Source organism: Campylobacter subantarcticus LMG 24377 (genome assembly GCF_000816305.1).
Taxonomy (GTDB): Bacteria; Campylobacterota; Campylobacteria; order Campylobacterales; family Campylobacteraceae; genus Campylobacter_D; species Campylobacter_D subantarcticus.
The window spans coordinates 328,908-351,539 of record NZ_CP007773.1 but is presented as its reverse complement, the minus strand read 5'-3'; the positions used below and the strand labels follow the sequence as shown (position 1 = coordinate 351,539).

Genomic DNA, 22,632 nt, shown 5'->3' with positions numbered 1-22,632 from the left:
ATGATACAAAAATAGCCACAAAAATCAACATATATTTATTTGTAATTTATTTTTTTACGTAAAAAAGTAACAAATATAAACATATGCTTTTAATTATAAATAAAATATTAGCGTAATAATAAATAATTATGAGTATTTCTTACACATTTAGCAATAATCTTTGCTTCAATATCATGATCTTTCAAAATTTTTAAAGCTTCATTTACTTCATTTTCACTCATGGCAGCTAAAAGCCCACCTGAAGTTTGAGGATCAAAATACACTATATCCTCATCTTTTTCATTTAAATTTTCAACCCAAATTTTTAGGCTATCTTTATTTTTATAAGCTCCTGCGGGGATAATCCCCATATTAGCTATTGACAAAACTCCATCCATTAAAGGAATTTCATTTTTATACACTTCTATCATAATCTCTTTATTTAGCATTTCTTTTAAATGCCCTAAAAGACCAAAACCTGTCACATCACTTAAAGCACTAAGACTTTTAAACCTCTTTAAAATACGACTTGCATATAAATTTAAAAAGCTCATTTGCTCTACTGCTTTTAAAATCTTTGATTTTTCTAGCAAACTAGCCTTGATAGCAGTACTAATAATACCACTACCTATAGGCTTAGTAAGTAAAATCACATCGCCATCCTTTGCGCTATTATTAGCTATAAATTTCTTAGGATGAACTACACCTGTCACACTAAGACCAAAAATAAATTCATCATTTTCTATAGTATGCCCACCTACTAACATAGCCCCTGCTTCTTCAACCTTAGCTCTAGCACCTTCTAGCACTTCAAGTAAAATTTCATTGTTAAAATGACAGGTATCAAAGCCTACAATATTTAAAGCATTAATCACTTCTGCACCCATAGCAAATACATCACTTAAGGCATTTGCAGCAGCTATAGTACCAAAATGATACGCACTATCAACTACAGGTGTAATAAAATCAAGAGTTTGCACTAAAGCTAAATCTTCGTTTAACTTATAAACACTTGCATCTTCGTTATTATTAATACCACTTAAAATGTTTTCATGCGGTTTTAAGATACCAAGAATTTTGTCAAGACCCACCGAGTCTAATTTGGCAGCTCAACCTGCAGCTTTTACATATTGGGTTAGTTTTTGATCTTTATATATCATAAAGAAATAATCTTCGCCTTTCCAAAAAGTTCATTTAAAATTTCATAAGCATTGCCTATTTTACCTATTTTAAGCTCTTTGGTTTTACCAAAAAATTCCAAACATGCCCCACAACTATAAATTTCAACTCCTAAATTTTCAAGTTCTTTCATAGCTTCAAATGCCATATGAGAGCAATCAGTATTCATCAAAACACTATCATTAACACAAAGGATTTTTGCAGGTTTATTAGGCAAATCTTTTAAGGTTTTTAAAAAACCTAACATTAAATTTTTTCCAAGTTCTCCCTCGCCTACTTTATCGCTTTTTAAAAATAGCACATTGTATTCTTGTAAATTTTGTTCTTGAGTTTGAATTATATTACTATCTTTTGTAATACTAATAATACTTTCATCACCTAAATCTTTAACACTAAATTCCAAATTTAAAGATTTTAAAAATCTCATTACATTCTCTTTAGAAGCTTGAGAATTTAAAAGAATTTCTAAATTCTCATTTTCTTTTAACTCTTCTAAAACTTTTTTTGTCTCCATCACAGGACGTGGACAAGCTAAATCTCTACAATCAATTTTCATCTTTTGCCTTTTTATTTAATAATATATTGTTATAACTTGTATTCAAATTAAGTTTTGTCTTTTTCTTGATTTTTCTTGAAAAATAATTCTTTAAAGCGTTTATTAGTGTATTCTTCTACATCTTGTTGTAAAATTTTAAAATTTTGAATTAACTCATAAGCTCTTGGAGTAAGCCTACTACCAGCTTCACTTCCTCTTCCTTTTTTAGCAATAAGCAATTCTTCTTTCATATTTTTTTCTAAATCTTGTATATAAAGCCATGCTTTTTTATAATTAATCCCTAGTTGTTTAGCCGCTTGGGAAATACTTCCACATTCTCCTACTAATTCTAAAATATCTGTTTTACCTTTACCAAAAAGCAATTCTCCATCAGGATTTTCTACCCAAATTTTGCTTTTTACATGAAATTTTTTACCTTTTTTTTCTTCAAAACAATCAAGTTCGCAGTATTTAACATCAATTTTATAAGTTTTAAGTGTAGCTCTCATATCAGCCATATTGAAATCTTTAGCACATTCTAAAGCATCTTTACATGATATGCGACGCTTAGAATCTAATTTTGTTTCTAATTTTTCTAAAATTTCACTTTTTGCTATATTTTTATTTAACTTGCCAAATTGACCTAGCTCACAATCTGAAATTTTTACGCCTAATTCTTTTATAGCAGTTTGAAAATCTTCTTTAGAGTATTGTTTTAAAAGTTCTAGTGCTTTTTTACAAGTAAGTTTATTATTTTCATCAAGATTTTTTTGAATTTGTAAAATTAGCTCTTCCATGAATTAACCTTGGATTATAAATAGTAAAAAGGGTGCTCGTAGACACCCTTTGAGTTATTTTGCATCAAGTCCTAAATTTTGACCCTTAAGTAAAACTCTTTTTCTATACATTGCACTAACTTCAGCTGCATCACCAACCAAAAGTGCATTTGTAGAACAAACCGCAGCACACATAGGCACTTTACCTTCTGCAATACGATTTTGTCCATAAAGCTCTCTTTCTTCATGAGAGTTAGTAGGCTCAGGACCACCTGCACACATCGTACATTTATCCATTTCACCCTTAATACCAAAAGCACCATCTCTTGGAAATTGCGGAGCACCAAAAGGACATGCATAAAGACAATACCCACAACCTATACAAGTTTTTTTATCATGTAAAACTATACCATCAGCTCTTATATAAAAGCATTTTACAGGACAAACTTGCTCACATGGAGCGTCTGTACAGTGTTGACAAGCAAGAGTTGTTGAAAACTCTTTGCCTTCTATACCCTCATTTAAAGTGATTACTTTTCTTCTATTAATCCCTACTGGCACTTCATGCGCACTTGAACAAGCTACTTGACAAGCAAAGCAAGAAATACAGCGATTATTATCTACATAAAATTTCATTCTAGCCATAACTTACCCCTTAAGCCTTTTCAAGTCTGCAAAGTCCTGCGTTAAACTCAGAAATTTGCGTGTTAATATCAAAACCATAGTTTGTAACTGTATTAGAACTTTCACCTATGGTATAAGGCTTAGTACCTTCAGGATAATTATAACTTAAATCCACTCCTTGCATAATACCTGCAAAGTTATAAGGCAAGCAAATTCTATCTGGCGTAACTGAATGATTATGCACACATTTAACTTTGATCTTAGTGCCTTGTGGTGAGTGAATCCACATCATATCACCATCATTTATACCATATTTTAAAGCAAGTTCAGGGTGAACATTAGCAAACATCTCAGGTGTGATTGCAGCAAGATATTTACTAGTTCTTTCAAGCATACCCGCACCACTTAAATTTACCAAACGCATACTTGAAATAATAGTTGGAAACTCTTTACTCCAATCTGTTTTTTGCTGTTCGCTGATAAATTTACTCTCAACCCTGAAGTTTTTCTCTTGATCACCCCAAGTAGGATATTTTTTAACCAAATCCCAACGCGGTGAATGCAAAGGTTCTCTGTGCAATGGAATTGGATCAGCAAATTCCCAAACCTTCATTCTAGCTCTTGCATTGCCTAAGCAACAAGCACTTTTCTCTCTACATTTTTCTAAGATGATACCTGAAATATCCGTACTCCAACTAGCACCCATTAATTCTTTTTCACTATCACTTAATTTGATATTGAATACTTTTTCGATATTTTCTTTAGTAATTTGTGGATATCCACCTTTTACCTTACAACCTTTTGGAGTGAAGCTATCATCTGCAAGCTGAGAATGCCCATCATGTTCCAAACCAAAACGATTTCTAAAGCCCATACCACCTTCTTCGTAAGGAATGTCAGTATTCCACATGATAGAAGTTCCTGGGTGTTGTTTATCCCAACAAGGCCAAGGTAAACCATAGTATTCACCTTTAACATCACCGCCAAGGCCTCTTTGTGTATCAGGGTCAAAATGCTCCCAATTTTGCTGATGTTTTCTTAAACGTTCAGCCGAAATACCTCTTAAACCTATACTCAAAAGACCATTACTCATCTCTCTTGTAGCGTCATCAGGCCATACAAAATTATCATCATTATCATCTCTTGTTTGTACAAGCTTATGATCTTTTAATTCCATTTTCATACCACGAGTGTATTCTTTATAGAAGCCAAATTTCTTTGCAAATGCAAACATAATCTCTTGATCTTCTTTGCTTTCATAGATTGGTTTTACTACTTGAGAACGCCACTGCATAGCACGGTTAGTTGCTGTTACATAGCCTTCTGTTTCAAACTGAGTTGAAGCAGGAATAATATAAATACCATCTGGACGATCTGCCAAAACCGCAACCTCATTAACAAAAGGTTCAGCGATTACGATCATATCAAGCTTTTTAAGCGCTTCTTGAATTTTTACGGTATGCGCCATAGAGGTGATACCTGTTCCTTGCACCCAAAGCACACGGATTGGAGAATTTGAGTAGGTTTTTTCTTCGTGTAAAACACCTTGCCACCATTTTGCAAGAGAGAAACCTTTTTCATACATCCATTCTTTAGAATAAAATCTTGAATTTAAGTATTCTCTATCTACATTCCAAAAATTTGAAAAGTGATTCCACGCATCATCACCTAAACCATAATAAGCTGGTAAAGTATCTGCCAAACATCCCATATCAGTAGCACCTTGAACATTATCATGCCCTCTAATGATGTTAGTACCTGCACCAGGCTTACCTATATTACCAAGAACAAGTTGCAAAATAGCCAAAATTCTTGTATTAGAACTACCTACTGAGTGTTGAGTAATACCCAAAGCCCAAAACAATGTAGCTGGTTTGATTGTAGCTAGCATTTTTGTGATTTTTTCAAGCTGAGCTGCCGGAACACCCGTTACATCTTCAACCACATCTGGTGTCCACTTAGCAGCTTCTGCTTTAATTTCTTCAACACCATAAGTTCTAGTTTTGATTAATTCTTTATCTTCCCAACCATTTTTGAAGATCAAATGAAGCATACCATAAACTAAAGCTATATCTGTACCTGGGCGAATTCTCACATATTCATCAGCATGTACTGCTGTTTTTGTAAATACAGGATCTACAACTACTAATTTAGCATTATTGCGATCTTTAGCTTGCAATAAGTGTTTAAACCCAATAGGATTTGCCACTGCGGTATTTGCACCAAAAATAATCATCATTTTTGAGTGTTTAGTCACATCACCAAAATGATTTGTCATAGCGCCATAACCCCATGTATTCGCCACACCGGCGACTGTTGCGCTGTGTCAAATTCTAGCAACGTGGTCTATATTATTAGTACCCCAAAATGCTGCAAATTTTCTAAAATAATAAGCTTGTTGATTGTTAAACTTTGCCGAACCTAAGAACATAACGCTATCAGGTCCATTTTCTTTACGGATTTCAAGCATTTTATCACCGATTTCGTTGATCGCTTGCTCCCAAGTTAAACGTACCCATTTGCCGTTTTCTTTTTTCATAGGATATTTTATACGCTGTTTTGATTTAGTAAGATCGATTTGATCTATCCCTTTACAGCAGTGTGATCCTTGAGAAATAGGATGTTCTATAGCGTTTTCTTGACGCACCCAAACCCCATCTTGAACTTCAGCCTTAATCCCGCAGCCTGCACTACAGATACTACAGATTGTTCTTACAATCTTTGAATCTGGATAAGGATTTGCTACTTCTTGTTCGCTCGCATTTCTAATAGCTTTGTTATCACTACCAAAAGCTGCGCTTCCAAGACCAGCAATACCAGCAAGCTTAAGAAAATTTCTTCTTGCTAATGCCATCTTCTTCCTTTCTTATTAATAAGCTATTTTGTAGTATTTTTCCCAATGCATAGTTTTTTTATAAAGCACTTCTTTTTTAGTGCTTTTTCCCAAAACTACTGTATTTTGCTCTTGGTAATCATCCTTAGCTAAAGCATTTACGCTCGCTCCGGCAACCACCCCTAAAGCACCAATTTTCAAAGATTTCTTAAGAAAATCTCTTCTTTGGTTAGCTTCCATGTTCTCTCCTTTGAAATAAAAGTAAAGAATAACTATAAATACTTATTTCCCAAAGTATTTACACACTTAAACATCATAACTTTTGCATATTTTCACTTAAGATTTTATTTAATTTCCGTTTTCATAAAAAGATGATTTTGATAATATGTATTTTGGTAACAAAATACATATTAAAATTATAGCTTGCTTAATTCCTCGATATTAGTTTTGCTAAATTTAGTCGGAAGTCTTGGTTCATAAGGAAGTCTTTGTAGCGCTTCATCTGCGATACTTTTACCTTCTTTTTTTACAGGTGCTTGCACTTCTAAGTAAGCTCTTTCACTCACAAAAAATACTTTCATAATATTGCCAATGGCAATATAAAAATTTGAATTTTTATGGATTTGTAGTTTTTCTATAAATTCATCTACCACAGGATTGATCACAAAACGAAACAATTGTTGTGCAACTTTTAAGTCATGTTCAATAATACTTGCCATAAAAGCAAATAAAAATCCAAATTCATCTTCGCTTTGTCTACATTCTTCTTTTTTTCTAAATTTTGTTTTTCTAATGATCTCACAGGCTTGAAGCTTCATTTTACCATCATCTCTACCTTCATCATAAAAGGAAGCACTAATAGGTACATTTACATAAGAAAAATCAAAAAACACGCTGTTTTGCTCTTCTTTAAAGTTTACAAAATCACATGCACATAGCTTTTCAAAATCAGGCTTTAAACTTTCATCTAAAGGACTTTGAGCCAAAGCTAAAACCTGCTTATGCCAAATTTCAAATTCTTCTTCATCAATAAAATTAAAAGCTTTGGAGAAAAATTCGTAAAAATACTTACGAGAAAGATCGATATCTTGTATCATATAATTTTCCTTGTTATTTTTATCTGATTATAACAAGGAAAATTTAAAATACTAATAATTTTTATTTTTTAATACCTAAAAATCATTTTTTTACACTTGTATTATCATCTGTATCCCAATTTCCAATAGGAGGATTTTTGCGATCATAAAGAACTTTTTCTAAATCTTCATGTCCTACATTTTTATGACAACTCACACAAGTTAACTTATCTTTTTCATTTGTTTTTTGAGATTTTAAATACTGCTCATGCATAAATTTAGCACCTTCATTTTTTGTGTTAGCTTGAGTTATATTGGCATGACAGCTTAAACAACCACTATCAAAAACATATTTTTCTCTATTTTTTCTATTTGCTTCCCAATCCATATCTTCAGGACTATTAACTAGCATATGAGAAATTTCAGTAATTCCATTTAAAGCTTTTTTGAAAGTATAGTGTAATTTGCTATCATCATGAGGCAAGTGACAAGAAACACAACTTGCTTTAACACCAGAAGGATTATTACCTCCATGACTTCCACTTAAGTAAGTTTGAGTCATAGGATCCATCCAGCTATGACAAGTATTGCAAAATTTATCATCACCTGTTTTATACATCACATAAGTTCCACCAAAAAAAGCTACAAAAGCTACAAAAAACATACATAATATACCTAAAATAATTATTTTCTTACTCATAAATCTATCCTTTGCAAATAAACTATGGAACTATTAATTTTTTCATTGAATCTTGAGAATGACACATTATGCAATAATTCTGCGTAGGTTTATGTGAAGAATGGCAAAGCTTACAATCCATTTTAGGGTAATGTGGAGAAGCATGAACATTGTCTTCATAACCTAAATTTGCTGTTAATTTTTCCAAAGCCTCATAACTTTTATGACATTCTAAGCATTTTTCTCTTGTAACAACCTCGAATTTATTTTCACTCACCTTGCCACCATGACACAATTTACAATCCATATTTAATTTTGCATGATGATTTTTAATAGGATAATTTTCCTTTGTCGGTTCTTTGCTAGGCTCTAAAAAATACGGAGTTTGAGCAAATAAATTTAAAAATAAAAAACATATTAATACTGCTAATTTCATGATCATCCTCTCACTTGCATACTTCTTTGTGCTGCATTTTTAGCTGCAATTCTTCCAAAAACTATACAATCTGGAATAGCACACGAACCAAGCCTACTAGCCCCATGTGGGCCACCTACAAATTCACCTGCTGCAAACAATCCTTGTATGATATTGTTTTGTTTATCATAAACTCTAGCTTCAATATCAATTTTAACACCACCCATAGTATGATGAACTTTTGGTAAAGCTCTCCAAGCATAAAAAGGAGGTTTTGAAATATCTACAACCTTTCCATCAAGCTTAAAAAATGGCTTACCCATTTCTAAATCTTTACCACTTTTTACATAACTATTATAATTATCTATGCTTTTTTTAAGCCCCTCATAAGGGATAGAATAAAACTGGGCTAGTTCTTCAATGCTATCAAATTTTTTAATCACATTTTTGTGAAGCCCTCTATAAACATTTGCTTTGGTTGTGCCTGTAGCACCAACGCTATCACAAATTACAACAGGATGAGTTAAGCTACCATCTGGATTTTTATTAATTTTCAAAATAGCATCTGCGCGGATTTTTCTATCTGCTAATTCATTGATAAATCTTTTTCCTGTTCTAGCATCAACCATAATCCCATAGGCAAAAGCTGGTATAGCAAACACAGGCGCTATACCAAAACCTTTCTCATCTGGTGAGCCCCAAGGTCCAAGCTGTATCCAATTTAAATCAACAGTTTGAACATTAATTTTCATTAAATTTTTTAAAGTATATGCAGTAGCACCATAGTGATTAGTACAATCTAAATCAGGAGTTATAGTAGGATCCATTTCTTGTCTGAATTTAATATCATAAGAAAATCCACCGCTTGCCATAACTACCCCACCATAAACACGGTAAAATTTAGCTACTCCTGATTTATTATCTTCTTCATCAACTGATTTATTATAATTAAAATCGTAATTTTCTCTTACCTTGATACCTATAACTTGACCTTTATTACTTAAAATTAAATCATCAAAAATCACTCGTGTTCGTATCAAAGCACCTTTTTGCTGAGCATATTCTTGTAAAGGTATAGTGATTTTACCACCAGAATTAATTTCAGGCCATATGGTTCTTGGCACAGAATGGCCACCAAAATGACCTAAATCATCACGATATACAACTCCTCTTTCAACAGTAAATTTATAAGCATCATAACCATTTTTGGCTATTGTTTCTACAAGATCAACTTGATTTAAATTTAATCCTGCTTTTTTAATATCTTTAACATAAAGTTCATAAGAGTCTTCAACATTTTTTCGTTTTTGATGAGGTGAACCTACTATAGCAAATGCACCGCCATTTATAGCAGAATTTCCGCCTAAAACAGGCATTTTTTCTATCATTAAAGTTTTAACACCCATATCAATAGCTTCACAAAGTGCTGCTGATCCTGCAAAACCACTTCCTACTACCACTACATCCCAACTCTCATCCCATTTAATATCTTCTTCTTTAGCAAAAACACTACTACCTAAACCTCCACCAGCTAAAGCAACACTTGCTAAAGTTGATATCTTTTTTAAAAATGTTCGTCTTGATTCTTTCATACTAAATCCTTAGTAGCTATAGTTTTTTAAAAAATCATAAGATTTTCTAAAATCTTCAGTTAAAGGCCTATCAACTTGCAAAAACTCAACTTGCTTTCTGTATTGTTCAAATAATTTTTTTGTCTTTACAGAAAGTTTTAAATTTGGATCTTCTTTCATTCTTAAATCTATAGCTTGAGCTGCGTGTAAAAGTTCCATACCTAAAATATAGTAAAAATTATCAATTTGTTTTTGTAATTTTATAGCAGCTAAAGGTGCATTAGTAGCTATATCTTCTATGTTTCCTGCTAAAGGAAGCCAATTTAAAGAAACAGGATTTGCTAAAAGTTGATTTTCTGCATCTAAAGCTGCAAAAGGTTTTTGCATAGCTCCAAAAGCATGGATAGTTTCATCAGTTCCTAAAAATCTACTTAAACCTGTAAAATAATCATCATCTAATTTTATAATTCTTTGAGATGATGCTTTAGAATTAAAACCAAGAACTATAGACATTTTTTCTAGCTCAAAAACCCATAATAAAGGCTCAAAATTAGAATTTGGAACTACAGCTGATTTGCCATTTTTTACAAAAAACTTTTCTTGATATGAATTTTTTGGAGTAGATGCGTCTAAATTAACCCCTGGATTATCATCTGAAGAATTGAGTTGAATTTTCATTAGATCTTCTAAAGTTTTCAAAGAACTCTCAAGTGCAGCTATTTGATAAACTCCATCTCTATAACTTAATGGATCTTGCAAAGCGCGTTTGCTTGAATTTTCCCATAAATAACTACCTTTAAGAAGTTCTCTTAAATCTTTAGCGGTTAAAAGAAGTTGCGGAAAAGGTCTTAGTTTGACACTTTCTTCTAAAAATGGTGCTACATTTCCATTTAATCCTTCTAAGCTTAAAGCATAAACTAATTTTAGATTTTTAATTAAATTTTTTAAATCTAGTATAGCCAAAACTGCCAAAGCTGATGAATAAGAATTTGAGCTAATAATCGATAAAGCATCCTTACCAAAAGGTTCTATTTTTTTTATATTAAATTTTGATAAAGCAGCACTAGCTGGAATTTTTTCACCATCAACATACACAAATCCTTCTCCTAGCATAGCTAAGCCAATATGTCCAAGTATAGTAATATCTGCTTCTCCAACAGAACCTTTAGAAGGAACAGCTGGAATGATATTATTATTTAAAAAAGCTTCATAAGTTTTAACAAGCTCCAAAGAAACACCTGAACCACCATATAGCATATTATTTAAACGAATCGCCATAATAGCTCTAACAACATTAGGTTTTAAATCCTCATACACGCCACCACAATGAGCGTGGATTAAACCTATATTAAATTTTTTAGATGCTTTAATAACTTCATCGTCTAAATTACCATGTGCATCAACAAACTGCTTGTCTTTGTTCAAACCAACACCAACAGTCAAACCATAAATTTTATGACCTTGTTTTGCTGCTTCAATCAAAGCCTCATGAGAACGAAATACCCTATCTAGTGCTTTTTTATCGATTTTAACATTTTCACCCAAAGATATATCATATACATCTTGGATTGTTAAATCTTTTCCATTTAAAACCACTTGTTTTGCTTGCACGCTCACAAAAATAGCTAAAATAAGGATAAAAAATCTCACCGGCTGCTCCTTAATAAAAAATTAAACAGCGATGATTATAGAATAATAAATATAAATTTAATGTTAATAAAACAAAAAAACTCTTGATTAAAAAACCTACTCAATAAATACAAATTTGAGTAGGTAAAAATTATTTTTTTGCTTTCAATTCACAAGTAAAAGTAGGGTTGATTTGTTTTTTTTCGCTTAATTCTTTATACCAATAATGATGTAAAATATAAACTTCTTCTTCCTCTTTATAACCATTGATCATAGAATGTATACTACCTTTAATCGCAAATACAGCCATATAAATATGTATAGCAAAAAATACCGCACATAAAATTCCCAAAATATTATGAATGATAGCAGAAACTCTTAAAATATCTATATGAGAAATTCCAAAAACAGACTGCAATGAAGTAGAATTAAAATCAAGGAAAAACATAAAAGCACCCGTAGTGATCATCAAAAAGCCACCAAATACAGCGATATAATACCATGACTTTTGACCAAAATTAAATTTACCCGCAGGTACAGGTTTTTTCTCTTTGCTTAAATACCCTCCAACTATCATCATCCATTTTAAATCATAACTTGCAGGGAGCATTCTTTTGATCCAACATAAAAACATAGGAATGATAGAAATAATAAATAAAATCGTTGCGATACCATGCAAATTTTTACATAATCTTACAAAAAATCCTCCGCCAAAGTACGATCCAAAAATCATAATAAGACCCGTTGGCACAAGAATGATCCAAGAGATCGCTGCTACAAAGTGAAACAATCTTTCAAAGACCGAAAAAGCATAAATTTTCTTACCATCATGAGAGAATTTCTTAGGACCAATTACCATATAATGCAATGCAAAAGCCGAGATCACAGCAATGAGTATGATCAAAACAGCACTTGCGATGTATTCACCTTGTAGCTTAGTCCACAAAGCACCAAAATTCTGATAACTTTCTATATTCATCACTCTTTGCACATCCCAAATTTGAGTGTTTTTAACTTCAAAATTTTCTTGAGCAAATAGAAAGCTAAAACAGGCCAAAAGAGCTAGTATAACTCTATGCATAAATACTCCTAAATATTACAAACATTATCGTTGTAGTTTTGTTAAATTTCAGTTTCCGTTTTTATTTTAAAAAAAGTTTTATTTAAAAAACATAAATTTCTAAAAAACTACAAAAAAACTCATTTTTTAGTTTCTTTTTGAATAATTCTCATAGCCAAATTCTCTCACCATGGATAATTTTTCATTTTTATCCAAAAGCATTAAATTTGGAAGTCTTACTCCATTAAATGTAGTATTTTTCACTATAGAATAATGGATTTGATCCAAAAATACAATTTTTTGCCCTATTTTTAACTCTTGATCAAAAGCGTATTCACCCATGATATCTCCTGCTAAGCAAGTATTGCCACCGAGCAAATAAGCAAATTCATTTTCTTTTAACTCGCTATATTTTTCCCCATCGCGACTTGATAAAATTCTAGCATTTAAAACTTCACTAGTATAAGGCATGATGATAGTATCTGGCATATGAGCTTCACTTGAAGTATCTAAAATAGCTATTTTTTTCTCATTTTCCACGATATCAACAACACTTGCAACTAAAGTCCCACACTGCCAACCTATAGCTTCACCTGGCTCAAGATACACTTGCACTCTGTATTTATCGCTAAATTTTTTACAAAGATCAATCAGCTTTTGCACATCATAACCCGCTTTTGTGATGTGATGTCCCCCGCCAAAGTTAATCCATTTCATATTTTTAATAAATTGTGAAAATTTAGCTTCAAAAGCATTTAACACAAGCTCTAAAGAATGCGCGCTTTCTTCACACAAAGCATGAAAATGAAGCCCACTTAAAGCACTTAAGTCTTCATTTTTAAAATCAACTGCGCGAATTCCTAACCTTGAAAATCTACCACAAGGATTATAAAGTTCTTTTGGTGCGACTGAAAGCTCTGGATTGCAACGTAAACCAAGAGATTTACGACTTGCTTTATCTTTAAATTTTTTAAACTGATTAAAAGAATTAAATACAATATGGTGTGAAAGATTGATGATTTCATCTATTTCATCATCTTTAAAAGCAGGAGAGAAAGTATGAATTTCTTTATCCATGTATTCTTTAGCAAATTTAGCCTCCCAAAGCCCGCTACAAGTACAACCTGATAAGTACTCGCCCACTATATCCATAGCACCTGAAAACGCAAATCCTTTGAGGGCAAGTAAAACTTTTGCGCCACTTTCTTCACTCACTTTAGCCAAAAGTTCACAATTTTTTCTAAGTTTGTCTTCTTCTAAAATATAAGCAGGAGTTTGAAAATTTTTATCTAGATGATTTTGGATTAACATTGTTTTTCCTTAATATAATTAAATTTACACATCAATTTTATATAAAATTATATCTAGTTTTTACAATTTACAATCATTAATCAAACAATAGCTATAATCAAAATCTAAACCCAAAAATTATTTAAGGTAAAATTTAATGAATAGAAGATTATTTTTAAAATGGAATGCTTTAGGTTTAGCAAGTATTAGCAGTGCCTATGCAATGAGCGATCACTCTCACCATGATATGCATTCACATCATACAGCAAAAAAAACCCACAAGATCGATACTTCTTTTATCAAACTAGAAGATCCAAACATTCAACTACTCGATATAAAAGACTTTCCTAGTAAAGAAGCATTGGCAAATTTAAAACTTTTAAAAAATACAAGCACAAAGAAAAATTTCTTTAGATCTAGCATAGAAATCAAAGAAAGCCAAATAGAGCTTGTCAAAGGTAAAAAAACCCAATGCTTTACCTATAATGGCTCCATACCAGGGCCTAAAATCGAAGTTTATGAGGGTGATACGGTTGAAATTTTAGTAAAAAACAATCTAAAAGAGCCAACAACCATCCACTGGCATGGGCTTGATATACCACCCGAACAAGATGGCAACCCACATGATCCTATCATGCCTGGTCGAGAAAAGATTTACCGTTTCAAACTTGGAGAAAATTCAGCAGGAACATACTGGTACCATCCGCACCCACACTACACTACAGCAAAACAAGTTTATAAAGGCTTAGCAGGGGTATTTGTAGTAAAAGCTAAAAAAGATGCATTGTCACATTTGCAAGAACAAGACTGGGTGATTAGCGACCTACGCTTGGATAAAAACGCACAAATTCCTGATAATAATTTATTTGACTGGCTTAATGGTAGAGAAGGAAATTTAGTCTTAATCAATGGACAATTAAAACCAAAAATAACACTTGATAAAGCTCAAAGAATTCGTATTTATAATTTTTGCGCGGCAAGGTATTTAAATTTACGCATTCAAGGTGCTAAATTTATTTTAGTGGGAACTGATGGGGGACTTATAGAAAAAGGTGTTGAATTAGATGAGTTGTTTTTAAGTCCTGCTTCAAGAGTGGAAGTACTAATCCAAGCAAGCAAGGGTGATTTTAAACTTGAAAGCACCTACTATAACCGCGATAAAATGCTTGTTGAAGAAAAACCTTACACACTCGCACTAGCTGATCTTAAAGTGGAAAAAACTTTAGAAAGCATACCTGAAAAACTACGCGAATTTCCACCTTTAAAAGAAGCTACAAGCTTTAAAGAAGTAATCATGAGTGAAGACCATATGCAAATGCACGGCATTAGCAACAAAAGCGAAGAAGAAATCAAACAAAGTCTTGCCTCTATGTTTTTGATTAATGGTAAAACATTTGATATGAATAGAACAGATTTGACTTCAAAATTAAACGAGGTAGAAGAGTGGGTGGTAAAAAACTCTTCACACATGGATCATCCTTTCCATATACATGGAACACAATTTGAACTCATTTCTTCTCAATTTAAAGGTAAAATAACAAAAACAAAATTCAGAGCATTGCAAGATACAATCAATGTAAGACCTGGTGAAGAACTAAGACTAAGAATGAGCCAAAATTTCACCGGCATTAGAATGTTTCACTGTCACATTTTAGAACACGAAGATCTTGGAATGATGGGAATTTTAAAAATCAAAGAATAAAGGTAAAAAAATGGTAAAAGTTGAATTTCTAGGGCCAATCAACAAAGAAAGTTTAGAACTAGAAGTAAAAAGCTTAAAAGAATTAAAAGTGATTTTAGGGCAAGATGAAAGCTTAAAAGAATGGCTTGAGCTTTGCGCAGTTGCTTTAAATGATGAAATGGTTTTTGATGATGAAACCACCCTAAAAGATGGGGATAAAATCTGCTTGCTTCCGCCGGTTTGTGGAGGATAAGTTATGTTTGAATTACATCAAGGATCTTTGGAAATTCCTAGCATTTACGCTAGATGGTATGAATACGCTAAAGACAAAAACTGCGGAGCTTTGATCACATTTTGCGGTATAGTGAGAGCTGAAGATGGAATCGAGGCTTTAAGCTTTGATATATATGAGCCTTTATTGAAAACTTGGTTTGAAAAATGGTGTCAAAAACTTGCAAATGAAAACGTAAGCTTGATGTTTGCTCACTCTATCGGCGAGGTAAAAGTACATGAGAGTTCTTATTTTGCTGGGGTTTTAAGCAAACAAAGAAAACTAGGACTTAAGCTGATTAACGATTTTGTAGAAGATTTTAAAGCAAGTGCGCCTATATGGAAATATGATATCATCAATGGTGAAAAAATTTATGCTAAAGAACGCTCTTTGAAACTTCAAGGAGCAGGAATTTTAAGCACTAAGGACTAAAATGCTAACTTCTTATAATCAAAGTTTAAATATACTTCATTCGCATATAAAAGCATACGAAAAGATAGAAAACATCGCCTTAACACAGTGCTTAGATAGAATTTTAGCCATAGACATCAAAGCTTCTACCAATAACCCTCAATTTCCCACAGCTTCTATGGATGGCTATGCGATCAAATTTAGCGAGCAAGATGAGCCTTTGTCTATCATAGGCGAAGTACCTGCGGGAGTTTTTCCAAGCTTTAAAATACAAAGCAAAGAATGTGTTAAAACCTTTACAGGTTCTTTAATGAGTGAGGGTTGTGATACCTTAGTACCCGTGGAAAAAGTAGAAGTTAAAAACGGTGTGGTTTACATCAAAGAAAAAGTCCCTCAAGGCTTTGCTGTGAGAAAGGTGGGTGAGAGTTACACCGAGGGTGAAATTTTACTCACTAAAGGCACAAAACTAGGCTATAGCGAGATAGCACTTTTAGCCGAGCTTGGATACTTTCATATTTGCGTTTTTGCTAAACCTATCATAGGCGTGTTAAGCAGTGGAAGTGAGATCAAAGACTTAGGCGAAAGCTTAGAACACCCTGCACAAATTCGCTCATCAAACCATATAGCCATAGCTAATATGGCGAAAAAGCTTGGTGCTGAAGCTAGAATTTTTCCACTTTTAAAAGATGATATGCAAAAAACCCCAAGTGTTTTAAAACAAGCACTTAATGCATGTGATATTTTAGTTACCACCGGTGGGGTTTCCATGGGGGATTTTGACTTTTTAAAACAAGCTGTTAAAGAGTATGAAGTCATCATAGACAAAGTCGATGTAAAACCTGGCAAACACATCAAAATAGCCAAATTTGAAGATAAATTTATCTTTGCTCTACCGGGTTTTCCATACTCGGCTATGGTAATGTTTAACTTATATGTAAGAGAACTTTTAAATGCTTGGCTTTTACAAGAAAAAGACTATGTATTTAAAGCATTTGCAAATACTGACTATAAGAAAAAAAGTTCGCATTTAGAATTTGTAGCTTGTAATGTAGAATTTAAAGATGGAAAAATTTATGCCAATTTAAACAAAAAGCAAGGCTCAAGTGCCATCATCAACAACCTTAACCATAAAGCTGCACTTATGATAGCACATGATGATATAAAAGAAAATGATTTGGTTAATATAATTTTTATGCCTTAAACAAGTGCTTTTTGAATTTTTTCAAAAAGCATTTTTGCTTGTTTTTGATTTTGCTCTAACTCGCTTAAAATTTCCTCTACTTCACGCAAAGTTTTTTCTTCTTTTACGTTTGGGTTTTTAGCACTTAAATCATAATTTCTTTCTTCAAGTTCTTTTTTACTTACCAAATAAGAATTAGCCGTGATTTTTCTTTCTTTATAACATTTTAAAAATTCTTGCAAATGCGTGTATTCTAAAGGTTTGTTTTTGGTCAATTTAAAAGGAGGCACAAGCTCATAGTAATATACACTTTCATCATTTTCACCACAAATGCTTCTTTGTCCTTTAGAGAAAAAAAGCACATTAGTTTTTACCGCACTATAAGGCAAAAACACCCCACTTGGCAAGCTTAAAACACATTCAAGATTAAAATTTTCTAGCAAGTCTTTTTTTACACTCACAAAGGCATTTGAATTTTGAAAAAGCACTCCTTCAGGCACTACTATGGCACACCTTCCATTGTTTTTCAAAGACTTTAAAATATGCTGTAAAAACAAAAGCTCGGTAGCATTTGATTTTACAGGAAAGTTATTTTGAATTTGATCTTTTTCTTTACCACCAAAAGGAGGATTTGCCAAAATCACTTCGTATTTTTCATTTTCAGTTATGTCTGTGATTTTTTTATTTAGAGTATTGGTTTTGATGATATTTGGGGACTTAACCTCATGTAAGATCATATTCATCACACCCATTGCATAACTTAGCGGAGTTTTTTCTTTACCAAACAAGGCATCATTTTGTAAAAATTCAAGTTCTTCCACACTTAAATTTGCTTTTTTCTTTTTTTCCCTATCTTCATAAAGAATATGCAAAAAACTCTCTACTAAAAACCCACAACTCCCACACGCAGGATCATTAATTCTCTCTTTTGCTTTAGGGTCTAGCACCTCCACCATGGCTCTAACCAAAGGTCTTGGGGTATAAAACTCCCCACTATTTCCCCCATCGCTTCCCATGTCTTTTAAAAGCTTTTCATAAACCTCACCTAAAGCAAATACATCACTTTCTTTGCTAAAACTTAGCTCATCGACTAAATTTATAACTTCTCTTAAAGTATGGCCATTAGCTATGCGGTTGTCTATAAATTCAAAAATTCCGCCTATCTTATACTCTATGCTTTTGAAATTTTCATTATCTTTAAAACTTTTTAGGTATGGAAAAAGCTCATCATTCACAAAGCTTAGCAAATCGCTTCCACTTAAAGCATTTTTTACATCAAGCTTTCCTTCACTTGTTTTAGGTGCTGCCCAAGCTCTCCAACTGAATTTTTCTTGCAAAATAGCCTTATAAGGCTTTTCATCTAGCTCAGCTTCTAACTTTAACTCTTCTTCATAATCATCTAAAAATTTCAAAAAAAGCACCCAACTAATCTGCTCACTATAATGCATAGCACCGCTTATGCCATCATCTCTTCTTAGAATATCTGTGATTTTATCGATTTTACTTTGCATTTAAAAAATTCCCTTTCTAAAAAGTCTTAAAAGCTCTATATTAATATAATAATTATTTCTACCCATTTTAATGCACTCTAGCACCCCTAAATTTTCACAAATTTTAAGGTATTTTGAAGCACTTTGCCTAGAAATATCTAATTTATTTATCAAAAAGTCTATCTTTGTATAAGGATGAGAAAACAAAAGCTCCACAAAGTCTTTGCTGTAAAAATTCGTTTTATTTTGCAAAATTTCACCTACATTAGACATCATTTTTTCTATTATAGTAATGGTTTTTATCGTTTTTATAGCAGTTTGCTCTACACCTTTGAGTATGTATTTTATCCATTCCAAAATTGCACCTTCATCACGTACATTTTGTAAAAGATTATAATACTCTTCTTTGTTATTTACTATATAAGCGCTTAAATACAAGATAGGCAAATCAAGCAAGCCTTTATAAACCAAATAAAGTATATTGATAATCCTGCCTGTTCTACCATTACCATCGTAAAATGGATGTATGCTTTCAAACTGATAATGAATGATTGCCATTTTTACCAAAAAATCAAGTTCATCTAAAGTATCATCGTTGATGTATCGCTCCAAATTTCCCATAAGTTCTTGTATGTCACTAGGATTTTGCGGGGGCGTGCGTTTGATTTCTCCTGTGGTAGGATTTATCAGTGTAGTTCCGCTTTGTTTTCTAAAACCTGCATTATTTCTTTCTAGTCTTTTTTGAATTTCTAAAATATGTGCATTTCTTAATAATTGCTCTTTTTTTAAAAGCTCATATCCTTTTTTTAAAGCATTTTCATAGTCTTTCACTTCTTTTGCCGCTCTTGTAAGTTTACTTTCATCGATTTGAGATAAAAAAAGTTCATCGTGAGTGGTAATAATATTTTCTATCTCGCTAGAATCTTTAGCTTCTTGCAAGATCAAAGCATTGATTAATATATTTGGATTAGGCATGCTTTTGCTAAGTCCATTTAACTCCGCTAATTTTCTCGAAGCCCTAATGATGAGACCATAAATATTTGCATTTAATTCTATATCTAAAGGAAGTTTTGGTGGTATGAATTCTTTCATAATTTTTCCATATGTTAAAATTTTTTAAAATTTTTAACATTATAAAAAATATGTTAAAAAAATCAAAAATTTTTAACATATCTAGACCATATGTTAAAATTTGATAAAAATTTTAACATTTATAATCTTCCATGAAAAGCTTTATCTAGCAAGGACTTTTTAAGCTCTTGTAGATTTTTTATCTGTGCTTGATAGTTTTGCTTTAAATTTTTTACATGAGAAGAAAGCTCATCTAAATGTGAAGCGATTTGCTCTTGTTCTTTGAGTGGGGGTAGTGGGATTTGTAAATTTTTAATAAAATCTTTAGGAATTCTTTTATGTCCTGTAGCACCTGTCATATTTAAAATACCATTTTGAATAAATTTCTCTGTTTTAAAAAACCACAATAAAAATTTAGATATAGCATTATCAACTGCTCTAATAACATGTAATTCTGTTGTACCAGCACCAACACCATTTTCAAGGTCATCAAAAATCACAGACTTTTTATTTTCAAAACAAGGAGTAATTTTAGCCAAACCAACATCTCCTTGCTTAAAATGTGTAAAGCCATTTTTAACATCTTTCCATTTTTTGATTGCATAAGAAAATTCATTACTATATCCATCTAAAATTTTATTCATAGATACAAAAGATACATTTATTTCATCATCAATTTTATTTCTAGGATTAATTTCGCAAATTTCCCCTAAGCTTTTCCATTCCTAACCTTGTGGGAGTTTGTAGTTTTCCTTAGTATTATCTTTTAAAGGGTTAAAAGCTTTTTGCAAGGCACTTTGCATTAACTCATCTAAATTGAGCAAATCTTGCTCTAAAATTTTTATACTCTCATCTATCTTTGCAAAACTCTCATCTAAAACCCCCACCATCCTTTCTTGCTCTTTGAGTGATGGCAGAGGGATTTCGATATTATCAAAATTTCGTTTAGTTATGTGTTTCATAGCAGAACCATGAGTTTTTTCACTCATCTCTTCTAAAATATCTAAAATACAAAAATAAAAATATTTTTTATTAATTTCTATTTTGTCAAATACAACTTTAAATATATGTTGATTTAAAATAGCTTTGCTATTATTCCATATGAATACACCCAAACTTGCAGACCAAGAAATAAGCAAATCCCCATTATTAATTTCAAATTTAGGATTGTATTCTTTAGAATAATAGTTAAAATTTTTATTTGTTCCTGTAAGATTTTGAATTCTAACAATAGGTAAGCCTTTTACATCCCAATCAATAGGTTTAAAAGCCATACCATTTATAAAAGTTGCACAATTTTTTAATTTTACTTTTGCAAATTTTGACATATATCATTTTCCATCGTAATTTCCTTATAACTTTCTATAGCTTGTTGTGCATAATACCTGCTCATTATGAAAGTAGTAAATATAATAAAAACACAAATAGCTAAAATCCATAAAAAATAATCAGTTTTATATGAAAAATATAAAAGTAATAGCGATAAAAGTATAGAATTTCTAAAAAAACCATAGCTTACACTTTTCCAAAATAACTTAGTATCATCTCTTGTAGTTTTTAAAATACAAGTCATTATATCTTTATCATTTTTAATTTTTTCACTTATTCTTTCATACAAATCTTTTTCATTATTTTTTAAATAATTAATTGTTGGATTCCCGCAATATTTCCATATTTTTTGTTCTATTATTTTCACAATAGAACCTGATAAAAATCCCAATATAGACGATAAAATAACAAATATACTAATATAAGCAATACTATTTGTCTCTAATTTCTCAATATCAAAACCAAGTAAAATATATATACTCAATAAACATAGAAATCCAGGTGTAAATCTGGCACAAATATTATATGTGCCAAGAAAATTTTTAAAGTCATTCATAGTTAAAACCTTTAAATATTATTTTATAGTTTTCTTTTATTTTTTTTATGCGTTTGGCGCCATCACTATAGTTTTTAGCAGTTATAATACCATTAATATCATTTTCTGTTTTTATAGAAATTTCTTTATTATTAATTTCCATAATGATATTACCAGCTTCATTATTAGTTAATATCGGAATTTTTCTATTATTAAATGCTTGATAATTTTTATGTTTTGAATCTGATGTATTTCCAAATAAAACTAATTTGGGATTCAATTCATTTAAAAAAATATTTTCTTTATCTCCACCTGTTTTTCTTCCATGATGAGGTGCTATTAAAATATCAATATCTTTTATTTTCTTATGCAATTCTTTATTATTTAAAATGTATTTCCAAGCTAAATCTTCACTATCTCCGCAATATAAAATTTTTCTATCGTAAATAGTATGTAAAATAACATAAGAAATTTCATTCCAATTTGGATTTTTACTATTTAAAATTTCTTTTTCTAGGATTTTATTAGGAGAAATTATTTCTAATCCATCTTTCATAAAATAATCATATTCACAACCTAAATAATATTGTAAAACTTTAGGATTTTCACAACTTTTTCGTACCTTAAGATAATACTCCCAGTCTGTTTCTTTATATTTACTATTTTTGAATTCTCTCATATCTTTCTTGTGTCCTGTATCCCAAAAATTTACAACCGTAAATTTAGTAAAAAGATTTTCAAGACCATCCAAATGATCCATGTCAGGATGTGTTAGTATAAATCTAAATATATTTTTTATATTTAAATTTTCTAGATATGTAATAGGATTAATAGAATTCTCTCTCATATTAAAATTAGCTTCCGAACAAAAATTATATTTTTGCTTTTCATTCCCATTACAGATATCAATAACACTAACTCTTTCTGTTTCGTGTTGTATAATAGTGCAATCACCATCTTTCACATTTAAAAAATGAATTGTACAACTCATAACTTTCTCCTCTTTGATTATATTTAA

General features: G+C 31.4%; 21 protein-coding genes and 2 pseudogenes. 4 read left to right on the top strand and 19 right to left on the bottom strand.

Going from position 1 to position 22,632, the window contains the following annotated elements:
* Nucleotides 1-107: 107 nt before the first annotated feature.
* The 13 genes from selD to nspC all read right to left on the bottom strand — a co-directional run bounded on the left by selD (nucleotide 108) and on the right by nspC (nucleotide 13,667).
* Nucleotides 108-1,139 carry a selenide, water dikinase SelD gene (gene selD, locus CSUB8523_RS01890; protein WP_082018418.1) on the bottom strand — a complete coding sequence of 344 codons (1,032 nt, stop codon included), beginning with the start codon at nucleotides 1,137-1,139 and terminating at the stop codon, nucleotides 108-110.
* Nucleotides 1,136-1,714 (bottom strand): sulfurtransferase-like selenium metabolism protein YedF, encoded by a 579-nt coding sequence (yedF, locus tag CSUB8523_RS01885; protein WP_043019444.1) that lies wholly within the window; start codon nucleotides 1,712-1,714, stop codon nucleotides 1,136-1,138. The genes selD and yedF overlap by 4 nt, the downstream gene beginning before the upstream one ends.
* 47 nt (nucleotides 1,715-1,761) lie before the next feature.
* Complete coding sequence (locus tag CSUB8523_RS01880) at nucleotides 1,762-2,490, bottom strand: ModE repressor domain protein (protein ID WP_043019443.1); 729 nt, start codon at nucleotides 2,488-2,490, stop codon at nucleotides 1,762-1,764.
* Between the two features lie 54 nt (nucleotides 2,491-2,544).
* The gene (fdh3B, locus tag CSUB8523_RS01875) at nucleotides 2,545-3,114 is read right to left on the bottom strand and encodes a formate dehydrogenase FDH3 subunit beta (RefSeq protein WP_039662920.1); all 570 of its coding nucleotides are present in this window, start codon (nucleotides 3,112-3,114) and stop codon (nucleotides 2,545-2,547) included.
* 10 nt (nucleotides 3,115-3,124) lie between these two features.
* Entirely contained in the window at nucleotides 3,125-5,947 is a 2,823-nt protein-coding gene (locus tag CSUB8523_RS01870; RefSeq protein ID WP_152822382.1) for a formate dehydrogenase subunit alpha, read from the bottom strand.
* Between the two features lie 15 nt (nucleotides 5,948-5,962).
* Nucleotides 5,963-6,166: a twin-arginine translocation signal domain-containing protein gene (locus CSUB8523_RS01860; protein WP_012661099.1), complete on the bottom strand. Its 204-nt coding sequence runs from the start codon at nucleotides 6,164-6,166 to the stop codon at nucleotides 5,963-5,965.
* Between the two features lie 176 nt (nucleotides 6,167-6,342).
* Nucleotides 6,343-7,023: a TorD/DmsD family molecular chaperone gene (locus tag CSUB8523_RS01855; RefSeq protein ID WP_052243647.1), complete on the bottom strand. Its 681-nt coding sequence runs from the start codon at nucleotides 7,021-7,023 to the stop codon at nucleotides 6,343-6,345.
* 82 nt (nucleotides 7,024-7,105) lie between these two features.
* Nucleotides 7,106-7,702 (bottom strand): c-type cytochrome, NapC/NirT family, encoded by a 597-nt coding sequence (locus CSUB8523_RS01850; RefSeq protein WP_039662914.1) that lies wholly within the window; start codon nucleotides 7,700-7,702, stop codon nucleotides 7,106-7,108.
* Nucleotides 7,703-7,724: 22 nt separating this feature from the next.
* Nucleotides 7,725-8,117 carry a cytochrome c3 family protein gene (locus tag CSUB8523_RS01845; protein ID WP_235362567.1) on the bottom strand — a complete coding sequence of 131 codons (393 nt, stop codon included), beginning with the start codon at nucleotides 8,115-8,117 and terminating at the stop codon, nucleotides 7,725-7,727.
* Nucleotides 8,118-8,119: 2 nt separating this feature from the next.
* Nucleotides 8,120-9,688 (bottom strand): flavocytochrome c, encoded by a 1,569-nt coding sequence (locus CSUB8523_RS01840; RefSeq protein WP_043019439.1) that lies wholly within the window; start codon nucleotides 9,686-9,688, stop codon nucleotides 8,120-8,122.
* A 9-nt stretch (nucleotides 9,689-9,697) separates the two neighbouring features.
* Nucleotides 9,698-11,317, bottom strand: a complete 1,620-nt coding sequence (locus CSUB8523_RS01835; protein ID WP_043019438.1) for an HAL/PAL/TAL family ammonia-lyase — start codon at nucleotides 11,315-11,317, stop codon at nucleotides 9,698-9,700.
* 130 nt (nucleotides 11,318-11,447) lie between these two features.
* Nucleotides 11,448-12,377, bottom strand: coding sequence for a formate dehydrogenase subunit gamma (locus tag CSUB8523_RS01830; RefSeq protein ID WP_043019437.1), 930 nt, complete (start codon nucleotides 12,375-12,377; stop codon nucleotides 11,448-11,450).
* A gap of 126 nt (nucleotides 12,378-12,503) precedes the next feature.
* Nucleotides 12,504-13,667, bottom strand: coding sequence for a carboxynorspermidine decarboxylase (nspC, locus tag CSUB8523_RS01825; RefSeq protein ID WP_043019436.1), 1,164 nt, complete (start codon nucleotides 13,665-13,667; stop codon nucleotides 12,504-12,506).
* A gap of 136 nt (nucleotides 13,668-13,803) precedes the next feature.
* Here nspC and CSUB8523_RS01820 point away from each other — a divergent pair, with 136 nt between their 5' ends.
* Genes CSUB8523_RS01820 through CSUB8523_RS01805 form a run of 4 tightly spaced genes read left to right on the top strand, consistent with a single transcriptional unit; the run spans nucleotide 13,804 to nucleotide 17,210 of the window.
* Entirely contained in the window at nucleotides 13,804-15,348 is a 1,545-nt protein-coding gene (locus CSUB8523_RS01820) for a multicopper oxidase family protein (protein WP_043019435.1), read from the top strand.
* A gap of 10 nt (nucleotides 15,349-15,358) precedes the next feature.
* The gene (locus CSUB8523_RS01815; protein ID WP_039662900.1) at nucleotides 15,359-15,580 is read left to right on the top strand and encodes a MoaD/ThiS family protein; all 222 of its coding nucleotides are present in this window, start codon (nucleotides 15,359-15,361) and stop codon (nucleotides 15,578-15,580) included.
* Nucleotides 15,581-15,583: 3 nt separating this feature from the next.
* The gene (locus tag CSUB8523_RS01810; protein ID WP_039662899.1) at nucleotides 15,584-16,030 is read left to right on the top strand and encodes a molybdopterin synthase catalytic subunit; all 447 of its coding nucleotides are present in this window, start codon (nucleotides 15,584-15,586) and stop codon (nucleotides 16,028-16,030) included.
* Between the two features lies 1 nt (nucleotide 16,031).
* Nucleotides 16,032-17,210: a molybdopterin molybdotransferase MoeA gene (locus CSUB8523_RS01805; RefSeq protein ID WP_043019434.1), complete on the top strand. Its 1,179-nt coding sequence runs from the start codon at nucleotides 16,032-16,034 to the stop codon at nucleotides 17,208-17,210.
* On the opposite strand, the gene CSUB8523_RS01800 is transcribed toward CSUB8523_RS01805, so the two are convergent.
* The 6 genes and pseudogenes from CSUB8523_RS01800 to CSUB8523_RS01775 all read right to left on the bottom strand — a co-directional run bounded on the left by CSUB8523_RS01800 (nucleotide 17,207) and on the right by CSUB8523_RS01775 (nucleotide 22,605).
* Nucleotides 17,207-18,700 (bottom strand): class I SAM-dependent DNA methyltransferase, encoded by a 1,494-nt coding sequence (locus tag CSUB8523_RS01800; protein WP_043019433.1) that lies wholly within the window; start codon nucleotides 18,698-18,700, stop codon nucleotides 17,207-17,209. The genes CSUB8523_RS01805 and CSUB8523_RS01800 overlap by 4 nt on opposite strands.
* Nucleotides 18,701-19,771, bottom strand: coding sequence for a Fic family protein (locus tag CSUB8523_RS01795; protein ID WP_043019432.1), 1,071 nt, complete (start codon nucleotides 19,769-19,771; stop codon nucleotides 18,701-18,703). It lies immediately after the preceding gene.
* A gap of 119 nt (nucleotides 19,772-19,890) precedes the next feature.
* Nucleotides 19,891-20,457 (bottom strand): annotated as a pseudogene (locus CSUB8523_RS01790) (restriction endonuclease subunit S); the annotation flags it as partial.
* 21 nt (nucleotides 20,458-20,478) lie between these two features.
* Nucleotides 20,479-21,024, bottom strand: a pseudogene (locus CSUB8523_RS01785) (restriction endonuclease subunit S); the annotation flags it as partial.
* Between the two features lie 32 nt (nucleotides 21,025-21,056).
* Nucleotides 21,057-21,635 carry a hypothetical protein gene (locus tag CSUB8523_RS10130; RefSeq protein ID WP_167333018.1) on the bottom strand — a complete coding sequence of 193 codons (579 nt, stop codon included), beginning with the start codon at nucleotides 21,633-21,635 and terminating at the stop codon, nucleotides 21,057-21,059.
* Nucleotides 21,628-22,605: a ComEC/Rec2 family competence protein gene (locus CSUB8523_RS01775; RefSeq protein ID WP_052243646.1), complete on the bottom strand. Its 978-nt coding sequence runs from the start codon at nucleotides 22,603-22,605 to the stop codon at nucleotides 21,628-21,630. The genes CSUB8523_RS10130 and CSUB8523_RS01775 overlap by 8 nt, the downstream gene beginning before the upstream one ends.
* Nucleotides 22,606-22,632: the final 27 nt, after the last annotated feature.